The following is a 13,381-nucleotide window of genomic DNA, read 5'->3' on the forward strand; positions in this document are numbered from 1 at the left end:
CTCACTTAAGAGTTCTAAAAAGCAAATTCCAACGCCAGTTCGCCCTTATACTAAAATATCAACATTCACTTAAAACATAGCCTTTTATTTTATAAATGTACTAGTTTGATTTTTTAAATATGGGTTCCCTTTTATATATACGAACAAATAATAAAACTGAAATTATAGCAGATATTATCTCTGCAATAGGGAATGAAATCCATACTCCCATAAGTCCCATTGATTTTGATAATATATATGAAATAGGCAATATAATTATAAGTTGACGCATTAATGATATAACTGAGCTATAAAGTCCATTTCCAATAGATTGAAATAATGTAGGAAATATAAAATTAAATGATGCTGCAATATAACTAATGCTTATTACACGTAATGCAACAGTTCCAAGAGAAAGCATTTCCTCAGATGCATTAAATAACATAAGTAATTTATCAGGAAATACAGCAAATAGTATATTACCAAGCATCATAATAATTATAGACACAATTAAGCTTGATTTTAAAGTAATAATTAAACGTTGTCTGTTATTAGCTCCATAATTATATCCCATTATAGGCATTGCACCTTGAGTTAACCCTTTTATCGGCATAAATACAAAGGTTTGTAATTTAAAATAAATACCGAATAATGATACTGCCAAATTAGAAAAGTTAACTAGTATAGCATTTAATCCCATAACTAAAATAGAATCTAATGATAACATTAATATTGAAGGAAATCCTACTGTATATATTTCCTTAACAAGAGGGAAACTAAATTTAAAATTGTTAGTCTTGACTTTAACGTGATGTTTTTTTAATACCAAAATGATAACAGCTAAGGACATAGCACTAATTTGTGAAATTACAGTAGCTATAGCAGCTCCTTTAATTCCTAATGCAGGAAATCCAAATAATCCAAATATCATAATTGGATCAAGTATTATATTCATAGCAGCACCAAATATTTGTAGCATCATTGGATAAAGCATTTCTCCAGTAGATTGTAATACTTTTTCTATTGCGATATGTATTAATGAACCAAAAGAAAAAATAATAACTATATATGAATAACTGCAGCCTAAGTTAAATATATTTTCTGAATTTGTAAATAAATTAAAAAAAGGTTTTATTGCAAGAATACTTAAAAGAATAAATCCTATCCAACTTATGAATGCAAGAATTAATCCATGAGTTACTGCATTATTTGCATCATCAAAACTTTCTTCCCCTAATTTACGAGATATATAAGAATTTATACCCACACCTGTACCAACAGCAACTGCTATAATAAAATTTTGGAGTGGAAAAGCAAGAGAAACAGCAGTTAATGCATCTTCGCTTATTCTAGCAACAAACATACTATCAACAATATTATAGAGAGCTTGTACAAACATTGAAATCATAGGTGGAAAAGACATTGACATCAATAGCGGAAATACAGGTTTTATTCCCATTTTATTTTTAGTTATTGTTTCCATTGTTTTCAGTCCTTTCTTAAATAAAAAACCCCACTTAATACTGTTTTGGTACCAAGAAACAGTAAAAAGTGGGGTATATAATTCAATATACTAGACCTATGAATTATATCATATTAAGTAAGTTCTTTCAAGTAAGAGCTTACTTGACTCAAACATATATTATGAAAAATGTATTCTAAACTTAATTATTTACATTTATTTGTATTTACATAATACATTTTTAATTAATTAAAACTTATAAATTTAGTAGTTCTATAAAGAAAATTTTAATTCTTAAATAAGTGTAATTTAAATAGCTAATTTGCATTATAATTCTATTAATAAAAGTGAATAATAAAAGTATAGTATTTGTTAAAAGAATGAAAAGATTTATAAAGTCTTTTTTATTTATTTATAATGAATTAATAAAAGATAGTATACTTTATATTAAGTTATATATCTTAGGAGGAATTTTATGAGTTTGTACATTGAAGAAGCACATTATGTGTTATTTAATAAAATTTTATGGTTTGAAAGTTTAGAAGAAGATATAATTAATTTAGCTGAAAATGAGGGCTTAAATATTGAACTTTTAATTAAAGAAATAAATGAAGAATATGGACCAAAACTTCCTAATCTTCCTTTAGAAGAAATGGTTGATATAAATGATGTCAGTAGATGGTTACAAGAAAAGATTACTTCAGCAGAAGAAAGAACTGCTGCATGGATTACAAGAATTATAAATAATAATAGTAACGCAAAAGATAAACTTGAAATTCTTTATAAAAATCAAGGAAAAAAAGCTGCTGAAGAACTATTAGAAAAACATGTAGATTTAAAAACAGCTCCACAGATATTTAAGGGTATATATAAGTATATACTAGATGGAATACCTAGTGATAAAGTAAATGAAATTATTTCATCAAATGAAAATAATATTGAATGGAAAATAAAAATTTGTGTTCATGAGACTATCTGGAATAAAGAGCATGGAGATGTTAATTATTTTTACCATTTAAGAAGTAAGTGGATAGAAGAATTTGTACATAGTGCAAATAAAGAATTTAAATATATAAAAAATAAAGATGGAATACAGTTAATTGTTAAAAAAGATATGTATGAGTAGTTATTAAATAATGTTGATAATTTAATAATATTTTATGACATAATTACGCATTAAGTTAAAACCTATTAATTAAAAAAACTCTTAATAGATATGAACATAATATTAAGAGTTTTTTAAGAAATAACTAATATCTTTATAAGTTATAGTTTATTATAATAAAAGTGTACTATATAAAGTAATACACTTAATACAAGGAGGTAAGTATATGAGAAAATCTAAAATAGTAGTAGCTTTAGGTGGATTTGTAGTTATGACAGCACTACTTTGCATAGGATCTAGTGATAAGATATACAAAAAGCAAGTACATTTTAATACCACAGATGAAATATTAAATCAATTAGAAAACAATAAAACTATAGTATTTAATGAAAAAAGTGACTGGGTGGCTAGCAAGCAATTTAGTGAGTGTCTTTCATTAAGAAAAAGAATTGCAGGATCAGCAATAGATTATGAAACTATTCGTAACATAGAAAAACAAGAATTAGATGAAGAAGAGATTAACTCAATAAAGAAGGAGTATATTGATGCTGCATCAAGATTATCCAATTATAAAATACAAGATAATATTAATGTTGTTAGGATTAAAGCGGATACACAGTACCCAAGGGCAAATTCCTTAAATAAACAGATGATAGATATGATATTAGTAGATGAAGGTGAAGGGAAAGTAATAGATTATATAAGTATTTGGGATATAGATGATAATGGAGAAATAATTAAGGAGAATCATAATGATAAAGGTTGATCCAAGGAGCAGTACTCCTATATATGAACAAGTTGAACTTAGAATTAAGGAATTAATTTTAAAGGGCGCTTTAAATGAAGGTGAAAAATTACCATCAGTTAGAGAATTATCATCGATATTAACTATAAATCCTAATACTATAAGTAAAGCTTACAGGGAATTAGAGAGAGAGGGTATTATAGAAACATTGAGGGGAAAGGGAACATTTATAACTAATAATATAAAATCAACTACTGACTCAAAAAAATTAGAGAAAATTAGAGAAGAATTAAAGAATTTAATTTTAGAGGCAAGTTATGTTTCAATAGACAAAGAGAAATTTTTAAATATAGTACAAGTAATATTTGATGAATTAGGAGGAAAAGATCGTGATTCAGGTAAGTAATTTATCTTTTAAGATAGATGATAAAGAAATTTTAAAAGATATTAATTTAAATATAAATGAAGGAAAAATATTTGGGATAATTGGTCCTAATGGAGTAGGCAAATCTACTTTGCTTAGATGTTTAAGTGGAATTTATAAGACAAGTGAAGGAGAAGTTAAATACAATGATGAAAATGTGTATAATAATCCAAAGGTTAAAGAAAATATTGGATTTGTAGCAGATGAAAATACCTTCTTTTATAATTTTAAAGTTAAGGAAGTTTTGAGATACTATAATTATGCATATAAAAATTTTGATATTGATAGATTTAATGAATTAAATGAAATATTTAAACTACCATTAAATAAATTTGTGTTTCAATTTTCAAAGGGAATGAAAATGAGATTATCTTTGGCATTAGCATTTTCAATTAAAGCAAAATATTTGATTTTAGATGAACCAACATCTGGACTTGATCCAATAGTGAAAAATAAGCTTTTAAAGATATTTATAGATGAAGTTGCTAATAATAATGCTACTATTATAATAAGTTCTCATCACCTTGGTGAATTAGAAAGAATATGTGATGAAGTGGCTATATTGGATGAAGGAAAAGTTTCTTATAAAAATTCTATTGAAAATATGAAAAATAAAATAAAGAAAATACAAGTAGCATTTGATAAGCCAACATATGAAGAGGATTTAGAATTAAAAGGAGTATTTAAGATATCTAAAGTTGGACGAGTATTTACAATTATAACAGAACAATATGATGAAGAATTTATAAAAGCTTTAAATAAGTTTAATCCATTGTTTATGGAAGAAATAGATTTAAGCTTAGAAGATATCTTTATTTACAAAGTAGATAAGGAGGAGAACAATGAAAAGATATTTAAATAAGGCTTTAATTTATCAATGGTTTAATTCTGCTAAATTTGCAATAATTGCAGGCATTCTATTTTGGGGGGTATATGCTAATTCTTTAATTGGTAGTGTGTATAGAAGTGTAATGTATGGTGTTGAGAAATTGGATTCTAATAGTTTTAAAACGGCAGGATTAGAGCAATATTTTGTATTAGGATTAATATTTTTAGTAATATATGTTTTGACTTTTGGAAATAACAAAAGAAATACTGAGATATTTTTATGTAGTGGTCCATATACTAAGAAACAAATAAAATTTAATGAATTGTTTTGTTATATGATTACATTAGTATTTTTTATTCTGATATATTTATATATAGCAGCTACATTCTATATTAGGAATATGGATAGCTTTGTAATAATTAATGGATATTCAACTATAATTATGGTTGAAATTATAAGAATTGTATTATTTGGAATACTAGGAATAATAATAATGCTTACTATAGAAGCTATGTTTTCTAATAATATGGTTGGCATAATGTTTATGATTATAATACCATTTTCATTTGTATTTTCAATTATTAGAAAATTTGATAATTATTATTGTATGTGGATAAATAGAGTGAGTTTTAGAGAACGTACCATTGAAGAGTTAAATAGATTTAATTCATCTGGACTTTTTGATGGATATATATGTGCTAATGAAATTAGAATGAGAAATTTATTTATAGCATCATGCATACTTATAATGATCATAGTAGTTTCCTTGGTTATATTAAACTATATTCAAAGAAAAAATTCTTTAGAAACTAATGTGGGTTTTTTTGGATCTGCATGGAGCAAAAATTTGGTGATAGTATATATAGCAATTTCATCTGGTATAATTTTAAGCGATTTAATACTAGGAAATTATAAAGAACAATTTATTAGCTCATACTATTTAGTTGAAAAAATATCTATTAATGATTATTTAATAGGCTTTGGAGTAGATTTTGGCTTATCAGCTATAGTAGGAATTATAATATATATGATAATTAAAAAAATATCAAAAAAGTTAGCATAAAATTTATTAGAGAAGAGTCATATCAAAATTATTTGGTATGACTCTTTCTTTAATGTCTAGGAAAGTATAGGATTTCTAGGAATAACATCTAGTAACTAGTATGAAAAATTATTTTTAAACAATAGAACACAAAATTTAAAGTTTGAATAATATATACTAAACGAAAGAATAGGAGTTGGTAAACATGTCAAAGAAATCTTGTGATTGTTGTAAATGCGAATGCTGTTGCAAACCATGTTGTAAACCATGCTGTAACCCATGCTGTAACCCATGTTGCAATCCATGCTGTAACCCATGTTGCAATCCATGCTGCAATAATGGCGGCGGAGGCGGATTCGGCGGAGGCTTCGGTGGATTCGGATGGATCTGGATAATATTAATTCTATTTGGATTTGGCGGATTTGGCGGAGGCGGATTTGGCGGAGGCTGTGGAGGCTTTGGCGGAGGATGCTGGTAATTTCCGATTTTTAGACAAATAGAATAACAGTGACGCAGATTGCAAAGTCACTTTATTATGTGAATAGAGGCAATATAGCCTCTATTTGCATGTAATCTATTAAAATAATAAACCAGTTTCTTATGCTAATTTCTATTCTTCTTGAGAGGAAAGTATTAAGAAACTTAGGTTTATTATTTATAATTATAATTTTAATATCAATTAATATAAAAATTATGGTATATTTATTAATGCAATATAAAAAATTAATTTATATGTATTTAAGATAATTTCACTTAGTATAGATTTATTAAAAACTAAGTGTTACTTAAATAAATGTTTATTTTATGGAGTTGATTAGTATTATGGAAGAAAGATTACAAAAATATATGGCAAGTTGTGGCGTAGCTTCAAGAAGAAAATGCGAAGAGATAATATTAAATGGAGAAGTTAAAGTTAATGGAGTAGTTGTAACAGAACTTGGAACTAGAGTAAATTCTGTAGAAGATAGAGTTGAATACAAAGGTAGCTTAATAACTAAGGAAGAAAATAAAGTTTACATAATTCTTAATAAACCTGAAGGATATATAACTTCTGCAAAGGATGAAAAGGGACGTAAAACAGTTTTAGACTTAGTTAAAGTGAGTGAAAGAATATATCCAATTGGAAGATTAGATTATGATAGCTCAGGGCTTATTTTATTAACAAATGATGGAGACATATATAATAAAATAATTCACCCAAGAGAAGAACTAAATAAGAAATACATAGCAGTAGTTAATGGTGAAGTGTCAAAAAAGGACATAGATACTTTTAATAAAGGAATCGATATTGGAGGCTATGTAACAGCACCGGCGAGTCTAGAGGTTTTAAGTTATGAAAATGGAAAATCTACAGTTGAAGTATGTATTCATGAAGGGAAAAATAGACAAATAAGAAAAATGTGTACAGCTATAAATCATGAAGTATTATCATTAAACAGAGTGTCAATAGGAGAAATACAATTAAAATATCTAAAAAAAGGTGAGTGGAGAGAATTAACTATTGAGGAGTTAAATTATATAAGAAACTTATAAAATCATGTTGTTTTAATAAATTTGCTGATATAAATGAATGATTTTCAGTAATAACTTGCAAATTAAGAGTTTTTATTCTTAATATTTCAATATTCCTTGAATATATGATTGTAAGATGATAGAATTTAAATGAATATTATTCAATATTGTGAACGATAGGGTGATAAAAAAACATGAATGATATAAATAATGATAATAATGAAAATACTAAAGATTTAATGAGACTCATTCAAATTAAATTTTCAAGATTAAGCAAAGGTCAAAAATTAATTGCAGAATACATATTAAAGAACTATGATAAAGCTGCATTTATGACGGCAGCAAGGCTTGGAACTTCAGTTGGGGTATCAGAATCAACTGTTGTAAGATTTGCAAATGAATTAGGATTCTCAGGATATCCTAAGTTACAAAAAGCATTACAAGAACTTATAAAAAACAAACTTACAACTGTTCAGAGAATAGAACTTCAAAATGACTACTATAGTGATGGAGATGCATTAAAGGGTGTACTTAAAGCTGATATGGAAAATATCAGAGCAACATTAGAGAAGATAAACCAAAATGTTTTTGAAAATGTTGTACAAAGTATATTTGAAGCAAAAAGGATATATATCATAGGTCTTAGAAGTTCAACTGCACTGGCAGAATTTTTAGGTTTTTATTTAAATGTAATTCTTCAAAATGTAAGAATTGTAAGCTATGGAATTTCAGATATTTTTGAACAAATGATAAATATAGGCGAAGATGACTTAGTTATTGGAATAGGATTTCCAAGATATGCTGCTAAAACTATAGACGTATTAGCTTTTGCACAAGACAGAAAAGCAAAAGTAGTAGCATTAACAGATAGTTTATTATCACCTTTAGCTTCTAAAGCAGATTATGCTTTAATTGCTCAAAGTAATATGGCATCATTTGTTGATTCATTAGTAGCTCCTTTATCTGTAATAAATGCATTGGTTATTGCAGTTGGAATGAGAGAAAAAGATCGTATTTCAACTACGTTTGGTAGTTTAGAACAAATATGGAAAGATTACAATGTGTATTCTTATAATAATAGAAATGTAGCTGATGATTAATAATTATTTGAAAAGCCTTAAGGAAATTATTAAACTTATTTCCTTAAGGTTTTTGTTTTATAAATTTTGATATTTTGAGACTTAATGGTAGTATATAATAATAAAAATACAATATCTTGTTGTATAGTACACGAGATATTTGAGAAAGGATTTTAAATATGAATTTTAACATTAATATTCCAGATGATGTTAGATTTATTCTTGAAACTCTAAAGAAAAATGGTCATGAAGCTTATATAGTTGGTGGATGTGTACGAGATAGTATACTTAATAATATTCCTAAAGACTGGGATATAACAACTAAAGCAAGACCCGAAGAAGTTATAAAATTGTTTGATAAAGTTATATTAACAGGGGTTAAACATGGCACAGTAACTGTACTTATAAATTCAGAAGGTTATGAAGTGACTACATATAGAATGGATGGAGAATATGAAGATAGTAGACATCCTAAAAAAGTAAATTTTGTATCAAATTTAAAAGAAGATTTAGCAAGAAGAGATTTCACAATTAATGCTATGGCATATAATAAAGTAGATGGATTAATAGATTATTTTGAAGGAGTAGGTGATTTAAAGAAAAAAGTTATAAAAACAGTAGGTAATTCAGAAAAAAGATTTTCTGAAGACGCGTTAAGAATGTTAAGAGCTATAAGATTTTCATCACAATTAAATTTTAGTATTTCAAATGAGACATTAAATTCAATAAAAAACTTAAGAGATAGTATAAAAAACATATCCAAAGAAAGAATTAGAGAAGAATTTAATAAGATACTTTTGAGTAATACAAAAGGTATTGATGTTTTAAGAGAAACGGGCCTAATTGAGTATATTGTTCCAGAAATAATTAAGTTTTATGACTTCAAAATTGATAATATATATTATAATGATAATTTATATGCTCATACAATTATGGCTACTGAAGCAATAGAAAAAAAACTATATTTAAAATTAACTATGTTATTTCATAATTTAATTAAAATAAACAATGAAGATATAGAGTATACTATTTTACAAGTTAAAAAGTTTTTAAAAGAATTTAAATATGATAATTATACAGTAAATAAAGTTACAACTTTGATAAGGTATATGAATAATTCTTTAAATACAAAATTAGAAATAAAACAAATATTAAATTTAATTAACTTAGATTTGTTTGAAGATTTGTTAAAAGTAAAAGAAGCTGAAATATTATCTCAAAATCCATCATATAAGGAAGAAAGGTTATCAAAGTTGTTATATATTAGAGAAAATCTTAAAGACGTAATTTTTAATAATGAATGTTTTAACTTAAAGAATTTAAATATAAATGGTGAGGATTTGATAAGTTTAGGTCTTGAAAAAGGAAAGAACATTGGTGAAATGTTAAATGAATTATTAGAATTAGTAATTATAAATCCAGACTTAAATAATAAAGAAATCCTTATAGATATTGTAAAAGAAAAAATAAATTTATAAGGAAGATGTGAGGTTATTATGGAAAAAGCAATAAATTATATGGAAATATGGGTAAAAGAGTGTATGGAAAAGTTATTAATTGAAAATGATATGTGCAAATGTGATAAATGCAAAAAAGATATTTTTGCACTTGCCCTTAATAATTTAAAACCATATTATGTATCAACAAATAAAGGTGAAATAATGGCTAAAATAAGTGGGATGTATCAGCAATTTGAGACTGATATAGTAATAGAGGTTTCTAAAGCAATAGAAACAGTAAAAAAATATCCTAAACATACAGATGAAACATTTTAGAGTGATATATAACTAATTAAAAATCCTATAAACTGACTTAAAATTATTTAAATATAATTTTAAGTCAGTTTTTTCTTTCGAAATTCTTAAGAATTTCAATGAGGGTTTTGTAATATTTTACTTTTATTATAAAGATAAGGCATATTTAAAAGCCTAAAAGGATTAGATTTTCTATCAACTAATAAAATATGGTAAAATTAACATGAATTTTAAATTATTAAGGAGGATCAAATGAAAAGTTACAATATTTTAGTTGTTGATGATGATAAGACAATAACTGAAGCAATAGAGGTATATTTAGTTAACGAAGGGTATAAAATTTTCAAAGCTTATGATGGTATACAAGCATTAGAAGTTATAGATCAGCAAGATATACACCTTGTTATATTGGATATAATGATGCCGAATATGAATGGGACTAGAACTACTATTAAGATAAGAGAAGAAAAACAGATTCCAATAATAATGCTTTCAGCTAAATCAGAAGATACCGATAAGATATTAGGTTTAAACTTAGGGGCAGATGATTATATAACTAAGCCATTTAATCCACTAGAACTTATAGCAAGAGTTAACTCTCAAATAAGAAGGTATACTAAGTTTTCTCCTTTAAAAGAAAATAACAATGTGATTACAGTAGGAGGGATAGAACTAAATAAGGAGAGTAAAGAAGTATTTGTAGATGGTGAGAATATAAGATTAACTCCATTGGAATTTAAGATTTTGACTCTTCTTATGGATAATCCAAATAGGGTTTTTTCCATTGAAGAAATTTATGAAAGAGTTTGGAATGAACCGGTCTTTAACAATGTGGATACAGTTACCGTTCATATAAGAAGGATAAGAGAAAAGATAGAAATAAATCCTAAAGAACCAAGATATTTAAAGGTGGTGTGGGGAATTGGATACAAAATTGAAAAATAACAAAAAAATCAGATATACTAATTTATTGATTTTACTCTTATGTATTATGATTTTACCTATTTTTATGAGCTCATCCAATAAATTTATTAGAGCTCAAAATAATACGAAGGTTGAACAATTTTTAGTAGATGTTATGAATGATGTATGTTTCTCAGCAAGGGACATGAATTATTATGTTAATGAATCAGATGGAAGTCTAAAAGAAGAAGCTATACAAAATCAAATAAAATACTTAGAGAATGTTGATAGAGGTAGTTTGAATGATGTTACAAATGAAATTAAAAATTTTATGAGTGATAATGAAGAAAACAATAATTTACCTGAAAGTGATGAGGAAAAGCTTAAATTTCTAGAACACAATGAATATTATAATGAAATGGTAGATAGACGCAATAAATTAGAGGAAAAGCTTAAACAAGGTGATGAAGCATATAGAGAAGAGGGTATAAAAAGTATACAAGATTACTTAGAAGACAAATATCAATATCTTGCAGAGTATAGAAATGTAGAATATTATATAGAAAAGAATGAAGAAGAAGAACCTATAACAAATATTAAAGGTAAATCAAAAAATGATATTATAAATGAAACTCAAAGCAATTATAAGTATTATATTATGTTTTTAAATATTAATTATAAAGTTCCAGAAGAAATTAATGTTTCAAACAGTTTAAAAGAATCCATTAATGGAACACATAATTATTATGGAATACAGAATCTTTATAATAATAAACAAGTTATTGTTAGGATATCGAACCCATTAAAAAGTGGTGATGAAATAGCCAATGACATTAATGAAAAAAATGAAGAAAATTTTAAGGGATATGCTTTTCTAATTTTAACTTTATTAGATATTTTTATGATTATTATTTTAATATTGAAATGTAAAAAAACATTATATGTAATATTAAAGGATAATTTTATAATAAGACTTTACAAGAATTTATTTATTGAAATAAGATGTTTAATTTTTGTATTATCTATAATATGTTTAAGATTTTTATATGATGTAGTATGTTGGAGTGATATACTATATTGGAATGATTTGTATACCCTCATTATAGTAGAGTTTATATCAATATATTTAGTGGTATCAGACATAAGAAATTTATATTTATTAAATAAAGAAATAAATATAAAAAATTATATTTGTAAAAAATCATTACTTTATAAAATGCTTTTTAAAATGAAAGAGTTAATGAAAGAAAGCTTTTTAATAAAATCAACTTCTTCAAGACTTATAATTTCAATAATAGTATTTATTACTTATGCTATTGTAGTATTTATACAAGCATATTGGATGGGGTATGTTGGATGGTGGCCTTACATGGAGCCATATGAGGTAATGAAATTAATACCTAGCATTATTTTTACAATATGTATAATAATGTATTTTCTTTTCGTTGCAAGGAATATCAATAGAATAAAAATTGGTACAGATAATATATTAAAAGGAAATTATAATAATAAAATTGATGTAAAAGGAGCAATAATCCTTAAGGATATAGCAAATAATGTTATGAATATAGAAGATGGGTTAGACAAGGCTATAGATAAGGCAGTTAAGAGTGAAAAAATGAAGGGAGAATTGATTACTAATGTATCTCATGATTTAAAGACTCCACTAACTTCTATAATTAATTATATAGATTTATTAGATAAAGAAAATGTTTCAGAAGAAGATAAAAAAAGGTATTTAGAAATTCTTAAAGAAAGATCACTAAGACTAAAGGTTTTAATTGAAGATTTATTTGAAGCTTCAAAAGCAGCATCTGGAACTTTAGAATTAGATATGGAGAACTTAGATTTAGTAGCTCTTATTAGACAGACTATAGGAGAATTTGAAAATGAAATAGAAAAATCTAATTTGCAATTTATAAAAAACATACCTGAAAAAAAATTATCTATATATGCTGATGGGAAAAAGACTTTTAGGGTATTCCAAAATTTAATATCTAATATACTTAAGTATTCTATGAAGAACTCTAGAGTATATATTGAAGTATTTGAAGAAAATGAATATATATCAATAGTATTTAAAAATATATCAGAATATCAAGTTGATTTTACTGAAGAAGAAATACTAGAGAGGTTTAAAAGAGGTGATAGTTCAAGAACAACTGAAGGATCAGGTCTTGGATTATCAATAGCAAAAAGTTTAGTTGAATTACAAGGTGGACAGTTTACTATTAGTATTGATGGAGATTTATTTAAGGTAGTAGTTAATTTGAAAAAAGCTTAAAACTTATAAGGTTAGTATTATTTAAAATATTAATTTTATATAGGTCTGTAGATTTAGGAATTTGATATATAAAAAGACTATCTCAAAAAATATATTTGTATATTTGAGATAGTCTTTTCTTCTTGTATTATATATTAATGGAACATTGATATTGTAGTATAAGGTGGAATTAGACTTTGATTTTTATAATCTTTATTTTCAGACAGTCTGTTGAAAATATGATAATATATAACTATATGATGAAAAAGTAAGAAATAAATGAT

At 25.4% G+C, this 13,381-nt stretch carries 13 protein-coding genes; 12 read left to right on the forward strand and 1 reads right to left on the reverse strand.

What is annotated here, in order from left to right:
- Positions 1 to 100 precede the first annotated feature (100 nt).
- Entirely contained in the window at positions 101 to 1,462 is a 1,362-nt protein-coding gene (locus RGC78_RS10135) for an MATE family efflux transporter (protein ID WP_252212394.1), read from the reverse strand.
- Positions 1,463 to 1,916: 454 nt separating this feature from the next.
- Here RGC78_RS10135 and RGC78_RS10140 point away from each other — a divergent pair, with 454 nt between their 5' ends.
- From RGC78_RS10140 to RGC78_RS10195, 12 genes are all read left to right on the forward strand, one after another.
- Complete coding sequence (locus RGC78_RS10140; protein WP_252212393.1) at positions 1,917 to 2,567, forward strand: hypothetical protein; 651 nt, start codon at positions 1,917 to 1,919, stop codon at positions 2,565 to 2,567.
- Between the two features lie 205 nt (positions 2,568 to 2,772).
- On the forward strand, positions 2,773 to 3,312 hold the full coding sequence (locus RGC78_RS10145; protein WP_252212392.1) for a hypothetical protein: 540 nt from the start codon (positions 2,773 to 2,775) through the stop codon (positions 3,310 to 3,312).
- Positions 3,299 to 3,697 carry a GntR family transcriptional regulator gene (locus RGC78_RS10150; RefSeq protein ID WP_252212391.1) on the forward strand — a complete coding sequence of 133 codons (399 nt, stop codon included), beginning with the start codon at positions 3,299 to 3,301 and terminating at the stop codon, positions 3,695 to 3,697. Before RGC78_RS10145 ends, RGC78_RS10150 begins: the two co-directional genes overlap by 14 nt.
- On the forward strand, positions 3,681 to 4,577 hold the full coding sequence (locus RGC78_RS10155; RefSeq protein ID WP_252225329.1) for an ABC transporter ATP-binding protein: 897 nt from the start codon (positions 3,681 to 3,683) through the stop codon (positions 4,575 to 4,577). The genes RGC78_RS10150 and RGC78_RS10155 overlap by 17 nt, the downstream gene beginning before the upstream one ends.
- On the forward strand, positions 4,558 to 5,607 hold the full coding sequence (locus RGC78_RS10160; protein WP_252212389.1) for a hypothetical protein: 1,050 nt from the start codon (positions 4,558 to 4,560) through the stop codon (positions 5,605 to 5,607). Before RGC78_RS10155 ends, RGC78_RS10160 begins: the two co-directional genes overlap by 20 nt.
- Before the next feature lie 184 nt (positions 5,608 to 5,791).
- Positions 5,792 to 6,064 carry a hypothetical protein gene (locus RGC78_RS10165; protein ID WP_252212388.1) on the forward strand — a complete coding sequence of 91 codons (273 nt, stop codon included), beginning with the start codon at positions 5,792 to 5,794 and terminating at the stop codon, positions 6,062 to 6,064.
- Between the two features lie 344 nt (positions 6,065 to 6,408).
- Positions 6,409 to 7,119 carry a pseudouridine synthase gene (locus tag RGC78_RS10170; protein ID WP_252212387.1) on the forward strand — a complete coding sequence of 237 codons (711 nt, stop codon included), beginning with the start codon at positions 6,409 to 6,411 and terminating at the stop codon, positions 7,117 to 7,119.
- 173 nt (positions 7,120 to 7,292) lie between these two features.
- A complete protein-coding gene (locus tag RGC78_RS10175) occupies positions 7,293 to 8,198 on the forward strand; it encodes a MurR/RpiR family transcriptional regulator (protein WP_252212386.1) in 906 nt (301 codons plus the stop codon).
- A gap of 158 nt (positions 8,199 to 8,356) precedes the next feature.
- Positions 8,357 to 9,655, forward strand: a complete 1,299-nt coding sequence (locus RGC78_RS10180; RefSeq protein WP_252229762.1) for a CCA tRNA nucleotidyltransferase — start codon at positions 8,357 to 8,359, stop codon at positions 9,653 to 9,655.
- 18 nt (positions 9,656 to 9,673) lie between these two features.
- A complete protein-coding gene (locus RGC78_RS10185) occupies positions 9,674 to 9,952 on the forward strand; it encodes a late competence development ComFB family protein (RefSeq protein WP_252212382.1) in 279 nt (92 codons plus the stop codon).
- A gap of 231 nt (positions 9,953 to 10,183) precedes the next feature.
- Positions 10,184 to 10,876 (forward strand): response regulator transcription factor, encoded by a 693-nt coding sequence (locus RGC78_RS10190; RefSeq protein ID WP_252212381.1) that lies wholly within the window; start codon positions 10,184 to 10,186, stop codon positions 10,874 to 10,876.
- The gene (locus RGC78_RS10195; RefSeq protein WP_309556573.1) at positions 10,854 to 13,118 is read left to right on the forward strand and encodes a sensor histidine kinase; all 2,265 of its coding nucleotides are present in this window, start codon (positions 10,854 to 10,856) and stop codon (positions 13,116 to 13,118) included. The genes RGC78_RS10190 and RGC78_RS10195 overlap by 23 nt, the downstream gene beginning before the upstream one ends.
- Positions 13,119 to 13,381 lie beyond the last annotated feature (263 nt).

It is taken from the genome of Clostridium aquiflavi (assembly GCF_031344075.1).
Taxonomy (GTDB): domain Bacteria; phylum Bacillota; class Clostridia; order Clostridiales; family Clostridiaceae; genus Clostridium; species Clostridium aquiflavi.